Below are 22800 nucleotides of genomic sequence, written 5' to 3' on the forward strand. Positions count from 1 at the left end.
GCCGGTTTTGGAACTAGCGGGAAAGGGCGCGAATGCTGGAACAATTCGTTGCGGTGATGCCGGGGACGCTGGCCCCCGCATTGCTGGTCATGTGCCTGAGCGTGACGCTCACGGTGGGTGAGGGGCGTGACAAGCCGGTCAGCCACCGGTGGCGCCTGTACGGCGTGCTGCTGGGCACCGTCGCGGCCATCGTGTTCGCAGCCCTGCGCGCCACCGCCGTCATCAACCAGCGCACCTTCGTCAACCAGCCGGTCCTCACGGTCGCCGTCGTCGTCGACCTGCTCGCGATCGCCGCGATGATCGCCTCGCCGTGGATCCTCAAGGACTGGCAGCGCCACAAGTGGCTCATGCATCTGGCGAACGGCGTCGGCGCCCTCGCCATCGCCCTGACCCTCTTCTACGCCCTGCCGGACGTCATCCTCCAGCTCACCATCTGGGTGGAACCCGGCGAAACCGCGTTCACCTCCGCGATGCTGCTGCGCGCGCTCGGCTTCCTGCTGGGCATCGGCGCCTCCATGGTGGTGGCCGCCATCTTCCGCACCATGCGCGAGACGGCGGTGCGCGCTTCGTTCATCGCCGCCGCCGCGCTCATGACGTTCATCCTGTTCCTGCAGCACGCCACCGGCCTGCTGCAGATCATCCAGGCGCATTCCCTGTTCTTCCCGCACATCCTGTTCCAGCCGCTCGTCTGGTCCATCAACCACAACAACCAGATGATCCTGGCGCAGGCGTTCGTCTTCCTCATCCCCGCAATCGCCTCCATCGTGGCCGGCTTCCGCACGAAGACCAAGCCGCAGGCCGGCGAGAACGAGGCGACCGTGCGCCGCCACAAGGCGTTCCGTCGTCGCGCCGTCGCCTCCGCCGTATGGAGTCTCGTCGCGATGATCGGCGTGACCCTCACCCTCACCGTGGGCGAGGCGGCCATCAACCAGACGCCCACCCTGTCGCCGCCGGAAGCCTACTCGCTGAAGGACGGCACGGCCACCATCCCGTTCAGCCAGGTCGAGGACGGCCATCTCCACCGCTTCGAATACAAGGCGAAGGACGGCACCGTCATGCGCTTCATCATCATCAAGAAGAACGGCGGCGCGTACGGCATCGGACTCGACGCATGCGAGAACTGCGGCGACGCCGGCTACTACGAGAAGGACGGCAAGATCATCTGCAAGAGGTGCGAAGTGGCCATCAACCTCGCCACCATCGGCTTCAAGGGCGGATGCAACCCCATCCCGTTCCCGTACAAGACCGGCAACGGCAAGATCACCATCCACACCGCCGATCTGGACGCCCTGAGCGCCCACTTCCAGTGAGACCGGCGAGTCCGGTGAGTCGAAAGGACGGAAGGTAGGAACCATGTTCTTTCTGCGAATGATCGCGCGGTCATTCACGCGCCAGCTGCGCCGGCGCCTGCTCATCGCGCTCACCGTGTGCCTGTCGGCCACGGTGTCGGTCGCGATGCTCGGCGTCGTCTTCGACGTGGGCGACAAACTCAACGCCGAACTGTCCACGTACGGTTCGAACATCACCGTGCAGCCGAAGGCCGACGCCGTCGTCTCCGACCTGTACAACACGGAGGCCGGCGCCGCGGCCGGCGACCAGACCGACCCGACCGCGTTCCTCAAGGAATCGGACGCCGTGAAGATCAAGACCATCTTCTGGGCGTTCAACATCACCAACTTCGCGCCGCAGCTCAACGTGCACGCCGACGTGAACGGCGTGAACGCGCCGCTCGTCGGCACCTGGTTCAACAAGACGCTCAAGCTCCCCTCCGGCGAGACCACGGTGGTCGGCGTCGAAGGCATGCGCTCCTGGTGGACGCTCGACGGCCATTGGCCGAAGGACGACTCCGCGCAGGGCGTCATCGGCAAGACCCTCGCCGAACAGCTCGGCGTCAAGGCCGGCGACACCGTCACCCTGACCAAGAAGACCGCGTCCGGGAAGACCAACCAGCAGAAGATCGAACTCACCGGCGTCTATGATTCCGGCGACGACGAGAACGGCTCGATCTACCTGCCCTCGTCCACCACGCAGGTGCTCGCGGACCTGCCCGATTCGGTCGACAAGATCGAGGTCAAGGCCCTCACCACCCCGGAGAACGACCTCGCGCGCAAGGCCGCGAAGAACCCGGCCGCGCTGAGCCAGGACGAATGGGAGACGTGGTACTGCACCGCATACCCGAGCTCCATCGCCTACCAGATCGAGGAGGTCATCCCCGGCGCCGTCGCCAAGCAGGTGCGTCAGGTCGCCGCCCTGCAGGGCAACGTGCTGCAGAAGACGCAGGCCGTGATGATCCTCATGACCGCGCTGAGCCTCGTCGCGGCGGCCGTGGCCGTCGCGAACCTCATGGCCGCGTCGATCTCCGAACGTTCCAGCGAACTCGCGCTGCTCAAGGCCATCGGCGCGACCGACGGCGCCGTCTCGCGCCTTATGCTCGCCGAGACCGCCGCGATCTCGCTGGTGGGTGCGCTGGTGGGTGCGCTGGCCGGTTCCGGCGTCGCGCAGATCGTCGGGCAGGTGGTGTTCGGTTCGGGCATCACGATGCGTCCGATGGTGTTCGTGCTCGTGTTCGTGCTGCTCGCGCTGACGGTGCTCGTCGCCGCGTCGTCGTCGATCCGCTCGATCCTGAGCCTCAAGCCCGCGGAGGTGCTCCATGGCCGCTGATCCGCATGACGCGCGCGGGGCGCGCAATCCGCAGCAGACGCATACGCACGGGGAGGGAAGACTGAAATGACCAATACCGGCATGTTCTTCCGCATGCTGTTCGGCGCGGTGTTCCGCCGCCGGTCGCGTGCGATCATGGCCGTCGTCGCGTCGCTCGTCGGCGCGGCCACGCTGTTCTGCCTCGCGGCGATCTGCATCGCCGTGCCGCAGCAGATGAACGACGAGATGCGCTCGTACGGCGCGAACCTCATCGTCACCCCCACCGGAACGGCGGAATCGTCGGACGAATCCGGCGCGGCCGCGTCGAAGACCGGCATCGACGCGGCGATGGTCAAGCACACCACCGAAATGGTGCGCGCCAAAGGCGCCGCCAAGTACGCGACCTACCGCTACGAGAACGTGCGCGTCAACGCGGCGCCGTACGTGATGGCCGGCGTCAACCCGAAGCAGGTCGAAAACCTCAACCACCACTGGAACGTCGAAGGCAAATGGCCGTCCGAAGGCCGCGTGCTCGTCGGACGCGACGTCGCCGACGCGATGGGCCTCGTCGTCGGCAACCCGATCACCATCGGGTACCGCGCGTCGGACAACGCGGCGACGTCGGGCGCAAGCGCGACGTCGACGGAATCGTCGACGGACGGAACGTCGTCGGACGCCTCCACGCAGTCGTCCACGCAATCCGACGCGCAATCGGGCGACACCGTCAACGGCGAGAACGCGCAATCGCAGGCCAACAGCCAGCAGATGCAGGACGGCCGCGTCTCCAGCGACATCATGGACACCAAAGGCACCGAATTCCGCGTGGCCGGCATCGTCGACACCGGCGGCAGCGAGGACTCCATCATCTACGCCACCGCGGCCGACGTCGACAAGCTCACCGGCGTCACGCGAGGCGTCGACGTCATCGAATACTCCGCCTCTGCCACCGGCAGCGACCTTGACGCCACCGTCAAGTCCATCAACGACATGACCTCCATGCACGTCAAAGCGCAGCAGGTCACCAAGATCACCTCGTCGGACACGCGCATCATCACGATGCTCCAGACCCTGTTCTGGATCGTCTCCATCGTCGTGCTCGTGCTCACGCTCGTCGGCGTCTCCACCACCATCAGCTCGATCGTCTCCCAACGCAGCTACGAAATCGGCCTGCGCAAGGCGCTGGGTGCCTCCAGCGCATCCATCGGCATGGAGTTCTACGTGGAAAGCGCGCTCTACGGCCTCATCGGCGGACTCTTCGGCACGGCGATCGGCTACGGGCTTGCGCGTCTCCTCACCTCCGTGGTGTTCGAGCGATCGCTCGACGTCAACTGGCCGCTCGCCATCGGATCGGTGGTCTTCAGCGCATTCGTCGCCGTGCTCGCCTCCATCCCGCCCGTCTCACGCGCCTCGCGCATCGACCCCGCCATCGTGCTGCGGGAAGAGTAGCCGCGAAGAACGGGCGCGAGAACCAGCTGTGAAGAACGATTGCGAAGAACCAGCCGTGAAGAACAAAGGAACCAACATGTTGCTTGAACTCGACCACATCTCGAAGATCTACGGCGACCTGCATGCCGTGGACGACCTCAACCTCACTGTGCCGCAGGGCGAATGGCTGGCCATCGTCGGCTCGTCCGGATCCGGCAAGACCACGCTGATGAACATGATTGGCTGCATGGACACCCCGTCCAAGGGCTCCGTCTCGCTGGAGGGACGCAAGCTCGAGGACCTCAACGCCGCGCAGCTCGCCGACGTGCGCAAGAACATGATCGGCCTCGTGTTCCAGAAGTTCTACCTCGTGCCGCACCTGACCGCCGTGGAGAACGTGATGGTCGCCCAGTACTACCACTCTGTGGTGGACGAGAAGCAGGCGTTGGAGGCGCTGGACCGCGTGGGATTGAAGGACCGCGCCCACCACCTGCCCGGACAGCTCTCCGGCGGCGAACAGCAGCGCGTGTGCATCGCCCGCGCGCTCATCAACGACCCCAAGCTCATCCTCGCCGACGAGCCCACCGGCAACCTCGACGAGAAGAACGAGAAGATCGTGCTTGACCTGTTCCGCCAGCTGCACGACCAGGGCACCACGATCATCGTCGTCACGCACGACGCCCTGGTGGCGAGCTGCGCCGAACGCGAGATCATGCTCAACCACGGCGTGCTCGTCGGCGAGAAATGGAACGACGAGAAGGCGCGGGCCGCGTACGAGGCGGCCGGCGGACGTCCGGCGTTCACCGGCTCCACCGAGGAGGGCGCCCAGCGCGAAGGCGACCTGCCCATTGGCTTCGTCGACCCTACCAAGGCGGCGAAGACCGGCGGCGAGGAGTGAGACGCCTGCCTATGCATGGCGTTTATGCATAGCGTTGATGCATGTGCGTTCCCTCCGGAGCGGACGAGTAGACGAATAGGATGGTGGATATGAGCGATATGAGTGACGACAAGGCGAAGACGGGCGTGACCAAGGCGATCGCCGTCACCGCCGCCGCGCTCGCCTTGGTGGGCGGTGTGGCCGGCTGCGGCGAATCGAAGGCCACCCCGATGGATGACCAGTACGCGGGCAACTCCGGTGAGACCGAGAAGTCGCAGGAGGAGCAGTCGCAGTCCACGGACGGGTCCTCGTCCACGTCCGGTTCGGGGGATTCGTCGTCCACGAGCGGTTCGTCCTCGGACGGTTCGTCCAAGGACACCGGCAACTACAAGGACGGCACGTATTCGATCAACGGCCAGTACGGTCCGGTGGGCGAGGACTCCATCGACGTCCACTTCACCATCAAGGACCAGAACGTCGAAACCGTCGAGGTGATCGGGCATCCGTTCACGCAGATCTCCAAGCAGCACCAGACCGACTTCGCCAACGCCATCAACGGCGTGGTGGACGGCAAGCCGTTGAAGGGTCTCAAGGTGGACAAGGTGGCCGGTGCCAGCTGGACCTCCGACGCCTTCAACAAGGCCCTCGACCTGTGCCGTCAGCAGGCTTCCGTGCAGGAGTAGCCCAGGAGTAGCCGCGTGGCGGCGTGGCGGCGATAGCGGGCGTAGCGGTTTGGCGCGGGGCTGACGGGGCGTTACTCGTACGTAGCCGCCGCCAGCCGCGCGCGCCGCTCCTGATAGGCATCCAGCGTGGGGTTCCCGCGCAGCTCCCAGAACGAGAACCGCCGCGCCTCCCGTTCCGCGGCCGAAGGCAGCGGATGCTCCACACCGCGGATCAGCACCTTCGTCACCCGTTCCACCGCCGTGAAATCGGCGAGCGGATCGCCGTCCACCGCCACGACGTCCGCGGCATATCCGGCGGCCAGCATGCCGGTGACGCCCGCGAGCCCCACGGCCTTCGCGGCGCGCGCGGTGGCGGCGACCAGCACCTCCTCGGCGGGCAGTCCGGCCTCGTGCATCTTCACCAGCGCGGGCAGATACGCCTCCGGCGGGAACCGTTCGATGCCGAGGTCGTGCCCGGCCACGACCTTCACGCCATGCCGGTACAGGTCCACCGAACGTGCGAACCAGGGTTCGCCGCCTTCGGGCAGCGGATAGGTGGAGACCGCGGCGACGTCCACGTAGATGCCCGCCGCGGCGATGCGTTCGGCGAGTTCGGGGACGAACCGCGTGAAGCCGTCGTCGGAGACGAACGAGGCGTGCGCGATGAGGTCGGCCCCCGCTTCGACCGCCTGTTCGATGCCGGCGGTGCCGTGCGCGTGCACGGCCACGGTCTTACCGAGCCGATGCGCCTCCTCCACGCCGGCGCGCAGTTCCTCGAGCGTGAACTGAGGGCGCCATTGCGCCGATCCGGGGGAGAGGAATCCGCCGGTTCCGGCGAATTTGATGGTGTCCACGCCCGCCTTGTGGTGTTCGCGGACCGCGCGGCGGATGTCCGGGATGGAGTCGACCTCCGAGCCGTTGCGCCAGCCGTGTCCGCCGGTGGGGGTGATGATCGCCCCGGCGGCCACGATGCGCGGCGCGCGCACCAGCCCGTGCTCCACGGCTTCGCGCAGGGCGACGTCCGTGTAGTCGAGCGCGCCCAGCGACTGCACGGTGGTGACGCCCTGATCCGCCAGCCGCTGCGCGGTGTGCAGTGATTGCAGCGTGTTCCACGGCACGGCGATGGCGGCCGGGTCGATGACGTTCGGCTGCGTGGGGTTCCGTCGCCATTCGGTGCCCAGGTGGGCGTGCGTCTCCACGAATCCGGGCAGGAGCGTCGATGTGGGATGGTGCTCCTGCGGCCATGTCCGGTAGGGTTCCGGCAGTGCGGCCGTCGGACCGACCCATGCGATGCGTGCGCCGTCGATCGCCACGGAGGCGTCCGCGATCCATTGGCCGGCTTTGCCGGTGAACGCCCGTGCCGCGTTGAGTACGCGCCTTCCGTCCGGTTGCGTGTGCGATGGTGCGGCCGACGATGCGGCCGCCCGCGTCGTCTTCCCCTGTGCCGTGTTGTCGTTGGTCATTGGAATCCGCCCCCCCTGTTCGGATGCGCCGTGGCCGTCGTGGCCGTGGCACGATGTCGATCGATGTGCGATGTCGTTGTGCGTTGTCGTTCTGCGATGCGAAGGGCCGCGCCGCTGTGCGGCGCGGCCCTTGGATGCCGTCGTCCGGCTGCGTTCAGCCGTGTCCGGTCAGGTTCAGCCGAGCCAGACGCCGGAGAAGTCGCCGAAGGAGTCGGCGGTGAAGCGCAGGCCGTGCACCTTCGCGGCGACGGCCGCGTCCTGCGTGCGCTCGTAGATCGGGATCACCAGTCGGTTGTCCTCGATGTACTTCTGGATCTCCTGGTAGGAGGTGGTCTTCTCCGATTCGCTGCTCGTGGCGACCGCCTTGTCGAACAGGGCCTTCAGCTCCTTGGCCTGGGCGTCGGTCTTGTTGTTCTTGGCGTCGGGCGCCCACTGGCTGGGCAGGTTGTCGACGACGGCCATCGCCGCCGGGTCGGCGCGCGTGAAGGTGACCTTCGCGAGGTCGTAGTCGCCGGACGCGGTACGCGACGCCACCTCGGACTGGGTGAGCACGTCGATCTGGTAGTCGATGCCGACCTTCTTGAGCTGGTCCTGCAGAAGCACGTCGCCGGTGGAGCTCTTCGTGGTGATGTAGTGGACGGTCAGCTTCTTGCCGTCCTTGTGACGGTATCCGTCGTCGCCCTTCTTCCAGCCGGCCTGATCGAGCAGCGTGGCGGCCTTCTTCGCGTCGTACTTGACGGCGTCGGCGTTGGCCTGGAAACCGGGCGTGGTCTTGTCGATGATGCCCTGCACCACCGGATAGCCGGAGCGCAGCACGGTTTCGGCGTACGTCTTGCGGTCGATGCCGAGCGAGAACGCCTGCAGCACCTTCGGATCGGACAGCGGGCCGTCATAGCGCACGTTCGGGTACAGGATGGAGCTGGTGCCCGGCACGGAACGGGACTGGATGGAGTTGCCGGCCTGCTTGATCTGCGCGGAATCGTTCTCATCGAACGAATCCTCGTTGCTCGGCCAGATCACGTCGATCTGCCCGCCGTTGAGGGAGCCGATCTGCACGGACTTCTCCGGCACGTAGCTCACCTCGATCTTGTCGAGGTAGGCGTCGCCCTTGAGCGTGGAGAACGGGGACGGGCTGTTGTAGCCGTCGCGGCGCACGAGCACGGTCTTGGTGCGGGTGTCGAACTTCTCCAGCGTGAACGGCCCGGTGCCCACCACCTTGCCGGCGGCGCAACGCTGCTGGAAGGGCACGTCCGCCAGATACTTCGGGGAGACGATGCCGAGGTTCGTGGTCGTCAGCGTCTGCAGGAACGAGGAGTTCGGGGCGGACAGGTGGAATTCAACGGTGGAGTCGTCGGTCTTGGTGACGGATTCCAGGCCGGTGAGTGACTGGTTGCCGGTGCTCACCGGATGGCTCGGGTCGAGATGGTCCTCGAAGTTCTTGACCACCGCGTCCGCGTCGAACTTCTCGCCGTCGGAGAACGTGATGCCGCTCTTCAGGTGGAGCGTGTAGGTCTTGCCGTCGGCGCTCGCCGTGTAGTCCTTGGCCAGCCACGGCTTGATCTCGCCGGTCTTCGGATCCTGGTCCAGCAGCGATTCGACGATGTTGCGCTGCAGTGTGCGCGTGGTAGTGATGCCCGTCTGGAACGGGTCGATGCAGCCCACGGTATCCGTCGGCTGCGCGATGCGCAGCGTGCCGCCCTTGACCGGCGTGCCGGCGTCCGCGCTCTGCGCGTTGCCGCCGGCCGCCTGGCCGCACGCCGAGGCGAGCAGGATTGCCGCCAGCGAGGCGCAGACCGCCGCGGCCCTGCCGATGTGTGCATGTGAACGGTTCATGAAAGACCCCCAGTCGATATGCGAATGACCCGTGCGGAACCTTGAAGGTTCCCGTGTCGTTGCTTCACGAACCTACAAGGATGGGGAATCCGACACAGTCGGGTTCGTATACCCGTTGCTTATGGGGCGTTCAAGCGCCTATCAGGCGAATTGATGACCGGTCATCGAAGCGTCGTACGGCGTGACGCGTGTGTCACGCGCGGCATGGGGCGTCGGCGAACGGCAGGGTGGCGAACAGCGGGAGGCTGAAGAACACCGGAATCGGGTACCAGAACAACGCTTCGGGGGAGGCGTACAGCGAGAGCACGGTGAAGAACAGGAGGGCGTACGCGGCGAGATGCGCGCAGGCGACGGAAGCGGCGCTTCCGGACGCCCGCCGGCGGCGCACCCATCGGACGGCCAGCGCGACGCCGATCGCCGACGGCATCCACGTGACGTACAACGCCATCGCGGTAAGGGGGTTCGAGGCCTGCGGATCGCGGGCCTGCGGACGTACCCAATCGCGGACGGCGCGCAACGCGTCCCGCTTCCACGCGGGCCTGTCCGACGTGCCCATCAGCGGCGTCAGGTCGCGTGTGATGGCCTTGAGACGCGCCTGCGGCGTCCGTGCCGTGGATGGGTCCACGAACGACGCCCACTGCCTGAGATAGCCGGGGCGCAGCAGATAGTCGGAATCCGTGGGATAGGCGAAGTTCACGGTGGGATCCCACCATCCGCGGATGGGTCCGGCGTACGCCTTGGCGTATTCGTCCGGATGCGCGAGGCCCAGCCGCGCCCACACGCCCAGCGCCGCGAGCTTGTCCGACGCGGACGGGGCCGCGTCGCCGGATGCGCCGGAGGAGGCGGCTTTGCCGTGTCCCGTCCGCAGCGTGGCGAACGTTTCGTTCGTACGATGTTGATTGATGTTCGCCGCCGCCCTGTCGAGGTCCATCACCTTCTCCAGCGTGCGGCGCTGGTCCGGCGTGATGGCCGACGGGTCGTCGTGCGCCACCTGCGCCACCGGCTGCGTGACGAGCCCCCACACCTCACGTCCCGGCGAGACGTTCGCGTGCGTCGCCGCCGTGGCCAGCGGCGCGAACACGCCTTGCGCGAGCACGATCGCCGCGACGAGGCAGACGGCCGGCCGATGCCGGTTCGCCCGCCCCGCCCCGCGGCACGCGAACAGCATGCAGACGCCCGCGCACAGCACGATGACCAGGGCCGTGCGCTTCGAGGCGACCACCGCGAACAGCAGCAGTGTGAACGCCACCGCCACCGGCATGCGGCGCAGCACGCGCCCGCGCGTGCGGCACACCTCCGTGAACAGGACGGCCGCAGGCAGGAAGAACACCGTGTGCAGCGAATCCTTGCCCATCGTCGCGATCGACCCCACCACCACATAACTGGTGGCCAGATAGACGAGACCGAGCGCCCGCAGCCACCGCGGCACGCCGATCTTGCGGACATAGCACAGCAGGAACGCGGAACCCGCGGCCAACGCCAGAACCTGCACGAGCGTATACAGCGCCTCGCCGGCGAGCGGCGAGCCGAACGCCGCGCCCGTCCTCCAGAACAGGCCGAAGACGAGCGTGTCGAACAGCGGATGCTGCGTGTAATAACGGTGGATGCCGGCCGACTGCAGATACTGGGCGAGCGTGTCGTCGCGCATCGAGCCCGGCCAGACGAGCACGAGCCACGGCGTCCACGCGGCCAGCAGCACGAGCATGTACGGCAGGAACCGCGCGCGCATCGCCCTGCCCATCGTCGAAGGGAAGGACCGGTTCAGGAATGCGAGAATCCGCGGCGCCGCAAGCGCGGCCGCCGTGCGGATGTTCGAAAGCGAGTGCCCCACAGGCGCCCAGTGTAGTGCGGCGGTGTGCGTGGTGCGTTCCACGATGGGACGCCGGGCGCACGCGCGGCGTGCGCCGCGTCGTACAATCCGGGGAAACGCACTGGCACGGAAGGGGACCATCATGCCGGAACATCAGACGAACCAAACGGGCATCGCATCGTACGCATCGAACGCGACGGGTGCAACGAACACGGGCACATCGCACGCATCGGACACCGCGACCATCCACATCCCGGCGAACCCGCAACGGCTCGGACTCGCGCGCGTCACACGGAACGTCGCGTACAAGACCGGCGCCGACGACCTCGTCATGGACATCATCGCGCCGCAGAACTCCGGCGACGCGGACGACCGCCGCTATCCCACCGTCGTGTTCGTGCAGGGCAGCGCCTGGACCACACCGGACCGCGACTACGAACTGCCGCAGCTCGCCGAACTCGCGCGCGCAGGCTACGTGGTGGCCACGGTGAACCATCGCGACGCCTCACGCAACCCGCAGCACGTGTTCCCCGCCTACCTCGAGGACGTGAAGGCCGCCATCCGCTACCTGCGCGCCAACGCCGCGCAATGGCACGTGGACCCGGAACGGCTCGGCATCTGGGGCACGTCCTCCGGCGGCAACACCGCGCTGCTGGTCGGCATGACCGCCGACGACCCCCGCTACGAGGACGGCACCTGGCCGCAGGCGGGCGACGCCGTCGACTTCGTGGTCGCCTGCTTCCCGCCCACGGACCTGACCGAGGCTATCGACGCGTTCGGGAACGAGGACGATCCGTTCCGTCTCTACTACTTCGGGCCGTTCGCGGCCGTGGTGGGCGCCACGCCCGCCACCGGGCTCGACGACGCGGTGCGCTCGCGGGCCGTGGAGATGAGCCCCTACCTGCACGTGGAGGACGGGCGCGGCTACCCGCCCATGCTGCTGCTGCACGGCACCGGCGACACCGTGGTGCCGTACCGGCAGTCGGTGAAGATGCGCGACCGCCTGGTCGAGCACGGCTACGACGCGCGGCTGGTCCTCGTGGACGGCGCCGAGCACGAGCAGGACTTCTGGAGCCGCGCGGTGCTGGACGAGATCTTCGGGTTCATCCGCGAGCACAGCTGAGCGGGGTGACCCGGGTGAGGCGGCCGCCGAGCAGGACGGCCGCAACCGCATGCGCCGCTACGCCACCACCTTGGTGCTTTCCACCTTGGCCACATACCACTGGTTGAACCTGACCAGCGGCTTCCTGAGCACGAGCCCGACGAGCAGCAGCGGCGGCACGAACAGGAACAGCTGCCCGAGGGCGCGCCAATAGTCCATGTCGTAGACGCCGGCGATGGCCGCACGGATCATCGTCACCGAATGCGTGACCGGCAGGAACGGGCTGATCGCCCCGATCCATCCGGGCAGCACCTGCAGCGGATAGGCGGCGTTGGAGCCGGAGATCTGCACGATGAGCATGAGCACGCCGATCGCCTTGCCCACGTTGCCGAAGCTCACCACCATCGTGTACGCGAAGAACGAGAACAGCAGCGAGCTCGCCCAGCCGGTGAGCATGAACAGCAGCGGATGCACGGCCTGCACGTGGATGAACAGCAGCGCGCCGCCGAAGGAGAACGTGCTCTGCGCCAGCGCGACGAGCCCGAACACCCCGTAATGCCCCAGATACATCTGATGCGGCTTCGGGTCGCCGAGTTCGCGGCGCACGCGGCGCGAGACGGTGGTCTTGAGCGTCACGGCCATGAGCAGCGCGCCCACCCACAGCGGGATGACGAGGTAGAGTGGCGCCAGCGAGGAGCCGAAGTTGTCCACGGGGAACACGGCCTTGCGCTTGAGGGCCACGGGTGCGGCGAGCGTGGCGGCGAGGGTCTCGGGGTTGTTGCCGAGCACCTCCTTGACCATGCTCATGTCGCCGCTGTCGAGCGCCTTGGCGAGTTTGTCGTTGAACGTGCCGAGTTCGGTGCCGGCCTTGGTGAGCTTGTCGGCCACGCCGATGAGCGTGTCGTGCACGTCCTTGAGGCTGGCGTTCGCGTCCTTCGCGGTGCCGTCGAGGTCCTTGAGCGTGGTCTTGAGCTTCGCGGCGCCGGAGTCGAGCACGCGCGTCGCGTCGTTCACGGAGGCGTTGAGCTTGGTGAGCTGCGGTTTCACGTTCGCATCGAAATCGGCCTTCACGCCGGCGATGCTGGCCTTGGCCTGCTTGGCGAGCTCCTTGACCTGCGTGTGCTGGTCCTGTGCGCTCGAGTTCTTGGCGCGTACGGCCGCCGCCGCGTCGTCGAGCCGCGACTTCACGTTGGCCTGCAGGTCGATGGCGGCGTCCAGCTGGGTGAGCATCGGGTCGAGCAGCGATTGCAGGTTGCCGGGCAGCTGCTGCTGCAGCGAGGCGATGTCGTCGCGGATCTTCCGGTATTCGTCGATCTGCGCCTGCACGTGCGACGACTGCGTGTCCAACGCCTTGGCGGTGTCCTCGGCCTGCGTGCCGGCCGTGGAGTAGAGCCCGTCGATGGAGTCGGCCACGGCGCCGTAGCTGTCGGCGCTGGTGGACAGCGCCTGGGAGAGGGCCTCGGCCGCGTCGCCCATGGCTCCGGTGAGCCCGGTGGCGCTGGTCTTGGCGCTCTTGAGCTGCTTGCCCGCGTCCGTGGCGGCGCTGGAGGCCTGGCCGAGCAGCTGCGTGGAGTTGGTGAGCAGCGTGCCGGCGGCGTCGGTGAGCGAGGCGTAGTCGTTGAGGGTGGAGGCGCCGTCGGTGAGGCTGGTGGCGAAGTCGCCGATGTTGGCGCTGAACCGGCCGAGCGCGGCGGACGCCTTCGGGTCGGACAGGTCGTCGGCCAGCTGGGAGGCGATGGACAGCGCCGTGCCGGTGAGCGTCTCGGCGAACATCTCGTTGATCTGCGTGCTGACCTCGCTGGCGCCCTCGGTGGTGAGGTTCGGGGCGAGCGCGTTCTTCTTCTCGTTCTCGTAGTAGGCGATGTCCACGTTGGAGGCGTCGGCGGAGAAGAACGTCATCATCTTTTGGCTGAAGTCCTTGGGGATGACGATGGCCGCGTAGTATTTGCCGGATTTGGTGCCGTCGATCGCGTCGGTCTTGGTGGTGATGGTCCAGTCGAGCTGCGAGTTGGCGCGCAGCGTGTTGACGACGGTGTCGCCGATGGTGATCTTCACCGGGATGAGGTCGGACTGGTAGCCCTTGTCCACGCTGGCCACGGCGAACTTGAGGTTCTTGAGGTTGGCGAACGGGTCCCAGCTGGCGGTGATGTTGAACCAGGAGAACAGGCCGGGGATGACGGTCAGTCCGATGACGATGATGACGGAGACGATGTTGCTGAACAGCCGGCGCACGTCGCCGGTGAACAGGTGCCAGATGGTCCTCATTGCGCGCGCCTTCCTTCGTGTGCGTCGTGTGCGTCGTGTGTGGGGTCGATGATGTCGGTGAAGTCGATGTCGCCGGGGGTGATGGGGGCCATTCGCTGCGTGACGGCCTGGTCCGTGCCGGTCGTGCCGGCCTTCGTGTGCGCCGCGTGCGACGGCGCGGCCGCCGGGGCCAGCGGATTGGCGAGCTTCTCGCGCACCCGCTCGCGTTTGCGTGCCCGGGCCCGCGCCTTGGCGCGTTCGCGCCGCTGGATGTAGGCGCGGATGGCGTCGTCGTCCAGGTTGCCGAGCTCGCGCTGGCGGCGCAGGCTGTCGTGCATGTATTCGATGGTGATGAGGAACGCGATGATGATGAGGATCCAGATCAGCCAGGCGAGCATCGCCTCGAGCTTCGTGTTCGGCGTGAGCGAGAACGTGACCGCCAGGATGACGGGCACGACGAGTCCGGCCACGAGTGCGCCGCGCTTGAGGCGCGGGTAGTGCACGGCGAACTGGGCGGCGCGGCGTTCGAGGCCCTCGCGGTAGTCCTCGTGGTCGCTCAGGACGCGCAGCGCCGCGGAGACGCGGTATTCGGTGCCGGGCATGTGCACCTGTTCGCCGATGATGATGTCGCTCTCCTCGATCTCGCGCGCGAACAGCCGGTTCACGTTCGCCATGAGCGGCCGGATGAGCAGACCGAGCGCGAACGAGGCGATGACGAACAGCAGCAGGTGGCCGATCTTGTTGAGCCAGTGGCCGTCGTAGAAGCCGCCGATGGCCTCGCGGAACGCGTCGATGGAGTAGGTGAACGGGAAGAACGGGTACAGGTTGCGGAAGAAGTTCGGCATCATCTCGATGGGGTACAGGCCGGACGCGCCCGGGATCTGCAGGATGATGAGCGCCACGCAGATGCCCTTGCCCACGTGCAGGAACGTGGTGGAGAGCGCGTAGACGAGCGAGGCGTACACGAACGAGGTGATCATGCCGGTGAGGATGTACATGAACGCGTTCACGGTCTGCACGCCGATGACGAGGTTGCCCACCGTGGTGACGAATCCCTGCGCGAGCGCGAGGATGGCGTACAGGAGGAAGCGTCCCATGTAGCCCTGCGTGATGGTCATGTTCTCGATGCCCTCATCGTCGGTCTCGAGCTTGAGGATCACGGCCAGCGCGAACGCGCCCACCCACAGCGCCATGTTGGTGAACAGCGGCGCCATGCCGGAGCCGTACGAGTTCACCGGGTAGAGGATCTGCGTGTCGAGCACGGTGGGGGAGAGCATGAACTTGGCGATGCGTTCGGTGTCGAGCTTGCCGTCCTCGCCGAACAGGCCGGAGAGCATGCTGGAGGTGTCGAGCGCCTCGATGTCGGTGCGGACGGTGGCGATCTTGTCGGCGGTGCGTTCGAGCGCCTTGTCGGTGTCGGCCAGGGCCTTCCTCGTGTCGGCGGCGGCCTTGTCGAGCTGGTCGAGCACGGTGCCGGTCTGGTCGATGAGCGTGGATTGCGCGGTGAGTCCGCCGCCGAGCGTGCCGGCGGTGCCGGCGAGCGATCCCAGCGATGCGTTGAGTTTGGGCAGCGCGCCGGTGGTGAGGGCGGTGCGCGCGTCGCCGGTGGCGCCGAGCGTGGTCTGTGTGGCGTTGTTGAAGTTCGTGGCGAGCCCGTTCACGGAGGTGATGGTGTTCGCGGTGTCCTTGGTGAGGGTCTTCGCGTCGGCGAGGGTCTGCGCGGTGTTCGCGTTCTGTTTGTCGAGCCGGTCGACGATCTTCTGGAGCGCTTCGACGCCGTTGGTGCTGGGCAGCTGTCCGATGATGCCGTTGAGCTGGTCGATGACCTTCTTGTTGGCCGTGTTCACGGCGGTGAGCGTGGTGACCGCGTCGTCCGCCGCGCCGTTGGCGGCGGCGAGTCCGCCGGTCACCTTGCCGATGCTGTCGGTGGTCTGCTGCGAGGTCTGTGAAAGGAGCGTCGAGCCGGTGTCGAGCGCGCCGGACGTGTTGGTGACGAAGCCGTTGAGCGTGGTCTGCGTGCCGCCGATGATGTCGGAGACGCTGGTGAGTCCGTCGCTGGCGTCTGTGCCGAGGCGTTTGACGTCGTCGAGTGCGGTCCGCGCCTGTTTCGTCTTGTCCGGGGTCTCGTCGAGCTTGGCGCTGAGTTTGGCGATGGATGCGCGGGTCTTGGTGATGTCGCGTTCGGCGTTCTCCAGCGATTTCAGGGTTTTCGTCTGGATGGAGCCCGCGGTGAGGCCGGCCTGGTCGGTGGCCTTGTTCACCGCGTCGGAGAGCGTCTTGCTCACGGTGGAGACGAAGGTGCCGTTGACCTGGTTGTCCACGGTGCTCGCGCCCACGTCGGTGATCTTCGGCGCGATGGCGCTGGCCTTCTCGTTGACGTAGTACCTGAGTTCGGGCCGGTCGCCGCCGGTGACGACGCCGGCCAGGCGGTCGCTGAAGTCCTTGGGGATGACGATGGCCGCGTACGCCTGTCCGGATTCCACGCGGTTCATGGCTTCGGTCTCGTCCGCGAACGTCCAGCCGAGCTGGTGGTTGGCCTTGAGCTGCGCGACGATCTGGTCGCCGAGGTTGGCCTTGCCGATGAGCGCGTTGGTGGTGCCCTTGTCGTTGTTGGCGATGACGACCTGAATGCCCTGCGTGTTGCCGTACGGGTTCCAGAATCCCACGATGTTGAACCACGCGTACAGCGGTGGTATGAATACCAGGCCGAAGGCGATCACCCACGCGGCCGGCACTCTGAGCATGCGGATGAGGTCGCGCTTGAGGATCGCGAGAACGTTGCCCATGCCTGTCTTCCCATTCCTTGCTTCGGTTGTTTCTCCGCGGGCCGCCGGCCCGTGCGCTCCGTGATGTCCGATGCCTGCGCCGCCGTGTGCGGTCCGTTGCGGCATCATGTCTTGACGTTCCGTCAATTTTGGGCCGACGGAAGGCCGCCATCCGCCACTGTAGCCGAGGGGAATGGAGGAATGGTGGGGATTGCCGTGTTGGTGGTCAATCTGTCTAATTAATGGATTCGGTAATCCGCATGACGAAGCCCCCGCATCGCGGTGCGCGATGTGGGGGCGGATGGGAGCCGGCGGGAAACCTCAGGAGGCGATGGAGTCGCCGGAGGAGGACGAGCCGTCATACGACGAGCTGGAGCCGCTGGAGGAACCGGAGCCGTTGGACGAGCCGCTGCCGGAACCGGAGCCGTTGGAATCCGAGGAGCCGTCGGAGCCGGAGCTCTGGCCGCCGGGGCCGCCGCCGGGCATGCCCATGCCGCCGCCTTGGCCGCTCTGGCCGCCGGGCGCGAAGCCCTCGGACGAACCGCCGGACATCTGGCCCATCTGGCTGGTCTCCGGGGAGCTGGACTTGGTCAGCGCGCTCACCGTGTAGCCGCCGGCCACGCCGCCCAGCAGGCCGCACACCAGCGTCACGCCGGCGATGATGGCGATGGTCTTGCCGCCCAGCTTGCGCCCGCCGTCCTTGCCGTCCTTGACGGCCGTCGCCGCGCCGGAACCGTTCGCGGGAGCGCCCGGTGCCGCCGGCGCGTATCCGTAGCCGCCGTTGCCGGTGGGCGTTCCGGAGCCGTAGCCGGCTCCGGCATAGCCGCCTTCGGCCGGGGACTGGTACGTCGGACGGTAGGCCTGCCCGGCCTCGGCCGTGGCGTAGCCGGCGGCGACCGGGCGGGCGGCCTGTCCGGCGCGCGGATCGGAGCCGTACGCGGTGCCGAACGCGTTCTGCGCGCCGTACTGTTCGGTGCGCGGCTCGGTGTTGGCCGTGGCTTCCGTTGCAGGAGCGGCCGGCTCCTGGACTGTCGTGGCCGCGGCGTCCGCTGCGGGGCGCTGTTCGATGACCGTGGTCTCGGCCGCGCTCCGGCCGTCCGCCGGCGCTTCCGCGGGCGGAAGGGTGACGGTCGTCTCGTTGACGGGGTTGTTGGCGGAATCGTTGGTGGTGCTCATGATGATGCCTTTCGTGGGTGATGCAGTGTGATGAAACGGGAATCGTCGGAATCGGATGGGGTGGAGCCGCGGCCGTCACCGGCCGCGGCGGGACGATCTCACATCGACCAGGAGGTCGACGTGCCGAACCGGTTGTCGTACGCGGAACGGTCGATGAGGTCGCTGCTGAGCTCGGTGTCGTCGGACGTGGCCGCGTCGGGCAGCGACGTCGAGTAGTCGCCGCTCACCGTGACCGTCACGTCGGAATCGCCCTGCACGACGGTCTTGCCGCCGGCCGTGATGGTGACCGTCCTGCCGGACGTGTCGACGACCTTGCCGCCGGACGCCACGTTGAGCGCGGAGACGGTGGTGTCGTCGGTCACCACCCACGTGGAGGAGCCGTCGACGTTCACCGTGATCGGGGCGTCGGTCTTCGCGTCGTCCGTCGCGCTCGCGTTCTCTGCGATCGAGGCGGAACCGGTCCACGTCGAGCCGTCCAGCAGGTTCAGCGTGACCGACGAGATCGTGTCCGCCGAAACCGTGCCCTCAAGCGTCTGGTTGCGACCGGTGAACGTCACCGTCGCGCCGTTCGACCCGGCCGAACCCCAGTTGTTGGCGTCGTTGCCGGCCGCCGTGATGAGCGCCGCCTTCGAGGAGTCGAAGTCGAGCGTCGTGTTCGAGAGGACCACGTCGGCCGTGGTGTTCGTGAAGTAGAACATCGAGCCGGACTGGATGGACGACTTCAGCGTGGAATCGGCCGTCTGGAACGTGGCGTGCTCGCCGGTCGTGGACTCCGCGTCGCCGGAGGTCGACTGGTAGATGATGACGCCGTTGGCCACCGGGTCGCTCGCCGTCTTGCCGGTGATTGTGCTGGTGAGCGTCGAATCCTTGATGAGGATCGTGTTGCGGCCCTCCATGCCCGCGATCTGCGAGCCGGAGGAGGTGCCGGTCACGTTCGTCACCTGGATGTCGCCGGTGGAGTACAGCAGCGGGGAGCCGGAGCCGGCCGTCGTGAGGTCGGCGTCGTTGAGGGAGATCGAGCCGCCGCCGCGGTCCGTGGCCACGGTGGCGGAATGGTCGCCCTGCGTGTCCGCCGTGACCTCGCCGGCGAGGATCGTGCCGCCGTAGGTGGCGTCCAGCGCTCGCGAGTTGTCGCCGGTCGTGGCGATCGTCGTGTCGTTGACGAGCGCGGTGCCGGAGTCCGTGGCGAACACGGCGTTCGAGCCGGATGAGTCGGCGGTGAGCTTCGAACCGGAGATCGCGGTGGTCGAGCCTTCTCCCACGGTCAGCGAGATGGAGTTCGTGCCGTAGAAGTTGTTGTTGTCCGCATTGTCCGAATCGCCCGATTTGGTGAGCGTGCCGTCCGTGATGGCGAGCGTGCCGCCGTTCTGCGCGAGGGCCGCGTTCTGGTCCGATGAGGTGGCGGACGTGGTCTCGCCGTCCGACGTGACCTCCTTGCCGTCGGCGGTGAGCGCCGCCGTGTACGTGCCGGTGTAGTCGTAGCTCATGGTGTCCGCGCCGCCCATGCCGCCCATCTGGTTGGTGATGGTGCCGTTGGCGCCGGATCCCGTGCTCGTGGCGCGCAGGACGGCCATGCCGGCTGCGCCGCCGCCGAAGCCGACGACCAGGGCGGCCGCCGCGGCGAAGCCGACGACCGCGCCGGTGGAGGAGGCGACGGCGCGGCCGCGCGCGTCGCGCCTCGCGTTGTGGGTGCCGTCCGCGGCCTTGAGGGCCGGGATCCGCCGCTTGCCGGATGCCTGATGCAGATGCTTCATGATGGTGCCTTTCCTCGCGCCCGTCTCGTGCTTGCGGTGACGGGCCTCGCCCCCCTCGCCTGCGGCGGTGGGCGTCTTCGTTGTTGATACCCAGTACACCGCCCGTTCCGGGGAGCGCCCTTGCGTGGACGTGCAGGTCGTCTTTGACCTTGCGAAGCATGCCCTGCATGATTCTTGGACGTTTCCTGAAAGCGGTTCCGTCTGGCGTGGCCGATCGAAGAATATGGGCTGGAATACCCGTTATCTGCGGTTTGCAGAGCCGAATACCCGTTTGGGCACCATCGAATCGGGTGTTTGACGCTGCAAATCCCGGAGAACGGGGGTTTGGGCAGGGTGTGGAGGTCTCTTGGGAGCGCGGTTTACCCGCGGGGCTGGGGACATGCCAGCCGGTACAGCCGCTCGGCGTTGCCGTGGGCGAGGGCGTCGATGACCCTGCTGGCCTGCGCCGCGTCCCAGACGCCCTGCGCCGTCCAGTCGTCGGCCAGCGCGCCGACGGCGCGACGCCAGATGAGCGCGCCGAGCGCATGCGTCTCGGCCACACCGAACCCATCGGAGGCGTACAGCAATTGGCCGAACGGACACCATTGCAGCGCGCGTTCCAGCAGCGCCCGGGCGCCCTGTACACCAGCATGCATGACGGCGAGACTCAGATCCATAACCACGTTCGGATGCGTGGCGCACATCCACGCGGCCTGACGTTCGTAGGGCGCGCAGTGCAGGAGATGGATCGGCGTGCCCGTGCGCACGAGCGGTTCGAGCAGCGTCGGATCGACGTCGTGCACGCGGGCCTCGGCGTCGCCGAACCCCACATGGAACTGGACGGGCAGGCCGTACCGCAGCGCCTCATGCACGGTGAACGCTTCGACGGTCGGGTCCGCCAGCCGCGCGCGTCCGGACGCGTCGAGACGTGCGACGGCTTCGGCCACGTGCGCATCGTCCGGACGGCTCCAGTCGATGGCGAATCCGGTGCGGTAGGCGGCGACGCTTTTGAACCCGACGACGGGCACGCCGTCGTCGCCCGCCGCCGACTCCGTACGGAGCGCGTCGCGGAACCGGCCGGGGAACGTCGCGTCGTCGCCGGCCTGCAGCACGCGTTCCGCGACGGTTTCCAACCGCACGACGCGTGCGGCGCGCGAACCCGCCGCACGCGCGAGGAACCCGCGCGGCGTCTCCATGACATCGGCCGCGGCGCCGGTATCGAGCACCCACGTGCGCACGCCGCAGGCGCGCAACAGACGGTCCTCGTACCCGCGTCCGCCGCGCGTGCGCCAGTAGGCGCGCGCGTCGGCAGGAGAGGAGGTGCCGGAATCGGCGTCGTCGCCGTACGCTCGGGCGAGACGCACGAGCGCGCACCCGAGCCAGCCGTCGAGCAATCGCTCGAGACGACGCTCGTCCCGAGCGGCGTCGCCGCCCGAACCCGGCAGGTCGGCGAGGAACATCGCCTGTGTGAACAGACGGGCGTCGACGGGACCGCGGTACAGGGTGTGCGCATGCGCGTCCACCAACGGCACGCGCATCGCATGGGCGGACGGCGCCGGGCCCGCGGCGCCGCCATCACGGCGGGCCGCGGGCCCGGACATGCCGTCACCCACGAGGGGATCCACTACGTGATTCACGACGGACGTCACCACACGTGACGGAACAGGTAGGTGAGCTCGTCGTCGGGGGTGTCGCCGTACGTGGCCTTGACGAGGCCGCGGATCGCGACGACCGCATCGACGATGCCGTCGCCGTACCAACGGCGCGTGGCCTTCGACTCGCCGAACAGGCGGGTGATCTCGTCGAAGTCGTTCGGGAACGGGACGAGGCCGCGCTCCCGCTTCTCCTCGTCGGAGAACGAGGCGGGAATGCCTTCGGTGGGCTTGAACAGCGGCTGGGACTGCTCGATGCCGTCGAGCGCGGCGGACAGCAGACCGGTCAACGCCAGATACGGGTTGGCGGCAGCGTCGCCGGTCTTGATCTCGATGTTCGCGCCGCGCGGGTTGCCGAGCGTGGCCGCCGCATAGCGGATCGCGACCTCGCGGTTCTCCAGACCCCAGCCGATGGCTGCGCCAGACCAGGTGTCCGGCTGCAGACGCAGCAGGGAGACCGGCGAGCCGGACAGGATCGCGGTGAGCTCGGCCAGATGCGCCTGCACGCCGGCGATCGCATGCCCGCCCTCGGCGGTCAGCCCGTACACGCCCTGGCCGCCGGAGAACAGGTGCTCGCCGTTCTCCAGACGGGTCAGGGAGAAGTGGATGTGGCCGCCGCTGCCGGCCTGATCCGGGAACGGCTTCGGGGAGAACACGGCCTTGAGCCCGTGACGGGCCGCCGTACGCTTGACGAGCAGCTTGAACAGGACGGCCTTGTCCGCGGCCGCGACCGGCGTGTCCGGGGCGACGGACACCTCGTACTGGCGGGTGCCCCACTCCGTGTGCAGCTGCTCGAGCTCGATGCCGGCCGCATCCGCGGCGACGGTCAGGTCCGCGAAGAACGCGTCCTGCTCGATGAACGGCTGCGCGCCGTATCCGAGCCACGGGCGGGAGAAGATGTCCGGGCGCTTCTCGTCCGCGATCTCGTCCGGCAGCAGCAGGAACTCGAATTCGAAGCCGAACTGCGCGGAATAGCCGGCCTGTTCGGCGCGCTCCTCCACCTTGGCGAGCGTGGTGCGCGGATCGTACTCGCTGGGCGTGCCGTCCTGGTTCGCGAGGTTCGTCGGACCCCACACGATGTGCTCGTCCAAGTGGCGCAGGGCCGCGGTGTCGAGGCGCAGGCGAAGGTCGCCGGTCACGTTGAACGTGTCGTTCTCCGCGAAGTTGTTGTCCGCGTTGAACACGACCCACACCTTCGGCGCGCCCAGGCCGTTCTTCGCGAACACCTCGCGGCGGCGGGCGGGCACGTTCTTCGCGCGGGTCACGCCCGCCAGGTCGACGAACGTGCCCTGCACGAGCTCCGGCGCGTGCGGCGCGGGGGCGGCCGCCGACGAGCCGCCGGCGATGTCGGTGGTGATGGAGGAGACGGCCGAGGCCGTGTGCTGCTGGATGGTCATGTGCGATGCCCTTTCGGATGA

Annotated in this window: 15 protein-coding genes; 6 read left to right on the forward strand and 9 right to left on the reverse strand. The window is 67.7% G+C overall.

The genetic code is table 11. From position 1 onward, the window contains the following. Positions 1-32 precede the first annotated feature (32 nt). From JS531_RS05175 to JS531_RS05195, 5 genes are all read left to right on the forward strand, one after another. Complete coding sequence (locus JS531_RS05175) at positions 33-1310, forward strand: DUF2318 domain-containing protein (protein WP_214313673.1); 1278 nt, start codon at positions 33-35, stop codon at positions 1308-1310. Between the two features lie 43 nt (positions 1311-1353). Next, positions 1354-2661: an ABC transporter permease gene (locus tag JS531_RS05180; protein ID WP_214313675.1), complete on the forward strand. Its 1308-nt coding sequence runs from the start codon at positions 1354-1356 to the stop codon at positions 2659-2661. Between the two features lie 66 nt (positions 2662-2727). Continuing rightward, the gene (locus JS531_RS05185) at positions 2728-4086 is read left to right on the forward strand and encodes an ABC transporter permease (protein WP_214313677.1); all 1359 of its coding nucleotides are present in this window, start codon (positions 2728-2730) and stop codon (positions 4084-4086) included. Between the two features lie 76 nt (positions 4087-4162). Then, positions 4163-4963 (forward strand): ABC transporter ATP-binding protein, encoded by an 801-nt coding sequence (locus JS531_RS05190; RefSeq protein WP_214313679.1) that lies wholly within the window; start codon positions 4163-4165, stop codon positions 4961-4963. A 98-nt stretch (positions 4964-5061) separates the two neighbouring features. After that, positions 5062-5625: an FMN-binding protein gene (locus tag JS531_RS05195; protein WP_214313932.1), complete on the forward strand. Its 564-nt coding sequence runs from the start codon at positions 5062-5064 to the stop codon at positions 5623-5625. A 71-nt stretch (positions 5626-5696) separates the two neighbouring features. Here the strand turns inward: JS531_RS05195 and JS531_RS05200 are convergent, their stop codons facing one another. The 3 genes from JS531_RS05200 to JS531_RS05210 all read right to left on the reverse strand — a co-directional run bounded on the left by JS531_RS05200 (position 5697) and on the right by JS531_RS05210 (position 10629). Further along, positions 5697-7067, reverse strand: coding sequence for an amidohydrolase family protein (locus tag JS531_RS05200; protein WP_214313681.1), 1371 nt, complete (start codon positions 7065-7067; stop codon positions 5697-5699). A gap of 174 nt (positions 7068-7241) precedes the next feature. After that, positions 7242-8900 carry an ABC transporter substrate-binding protein gene (locus JS531_RS05205; protein ID WP_214313683.1) on the reverse strand — a complete coding sequence of 553 codons (1659 nt, stop codon included), beginning with the start codon at positions 8898-8900 and terminating at the stop codon, positions 7242-7244. Positions 8901-9093: 193 nt separating this feature from the next. Then, positions 9094-10629, reverse strand: coding sequence for a DUF6020 family protein (locus JS531_RS05210; RefSeq protein WP_214313685.1), 1536 nt, complete (start codon positions 10627-10629; stop codon positions 9094-9096). Positions 10630-10852: 223 nt separating this feature from the next. Between JS531_RS05210 and JS531_RS05215 the strand changes: the two genes are divergently transcribed. After that, positions 10853-11833, forward strand: coding sequence for an alpha/beta hydrolase (locus tag JS531_RS05215; protein ID WP_214313687.1), 981 nt, complete (start codon positions 10853-10855; stop codon positions 11831-11833). Between the two features lie 57 nt (positions 11834-11890). On the opposite strand, the gene JS531_RS05220 is transcribed toward JS531_RS05215, so the two are convergent. The 6 genes from JS531_RS05220 to JS531_RS05245 all read right to left on the reverse strand — a co-directional run bounded on the left by JS531_RS05220 (position 11891) and on the right by JS531_RS05245 (position 22779). Next, positions 11891-14077, reverse strand: coding sequence for a YhgE/Pip domain-containing protein (locus JS531_RS05220; RefSeq protein WP_214313689.1), 2187 nt, complete (start codon positions 14075-14077; stop codon positions 11891-11893). Next, complete coding sequence (locus JS531_RS05225) at positions 14074-16842, reverse strand: YhgE/Pip domain-containing protein (RefSeq protein ID WP_214313692.1); 2769 nt, start codon at positions 16840-16842, stop codon at positions 14074-14076. Before JS531_RS05225 ends, JS531_RS05220 begins: the two co-directional genes overlap by 4 nt. A 300-nt stretch (positions 16843-17142) precedes the next feature. Beyond that, on the reverse strand, positions 17143-17997 hold the full coding sequence (locus JS531_RS05230; RefSeq protein ID WP_214313694.1) for a hypothetical protein: 855 nt from the start codon (positions 17995-17997) through the stop codon (positions 17143-17145). Positions 17998-18095: 98 nt separating this feature from the next. Then, positions 18096-19751 carry an adhesin gene (locus tag JS531_RS05235; RefSeq protein WP_240542047.1) on the reverse strand — a complete coding sequence of 552 codons (1656 nt, stop codon included), beginning with the start codon at positions 19749-19751 and terminating at the stop codon, positions 18096-18098. 359 nt (positions 19752-20110) lie between these two features. Beyond that, a complete protein-coding gene (locus JS531_RS05240) occupies positions 20111-21343 on the reverse strand; it encodes an amidohydrolase family protein (protein WP_214313696.1) in 1233 nt (410 codons plus the stop codon). A 32-nt stretch (positions 21344-21375) separates the two neighbouring features. Next, entirely contained in the window at positions 21376-22779 is a 1404-nt protein-coding gene (locus JS531_RS05245; protein ID WP_214313698.1) for a glutamine synthetase family protein, read from the reverse strand. Positions 22780-22800: the final 21 nt, after the last annotated feature.

This window comes from Bifidobacterium sp. CP2 (genome assembly GCF_018555635.1).
In the GTDB taxonomy this organism is placed as follows: domain Bacteria; phylum Actinomycetota; class Actinomycetes; order Actinomycetales; family Bifidobacteriaceae; genus Bifidobacterium; species Bifidobacterium saguinibicoloris.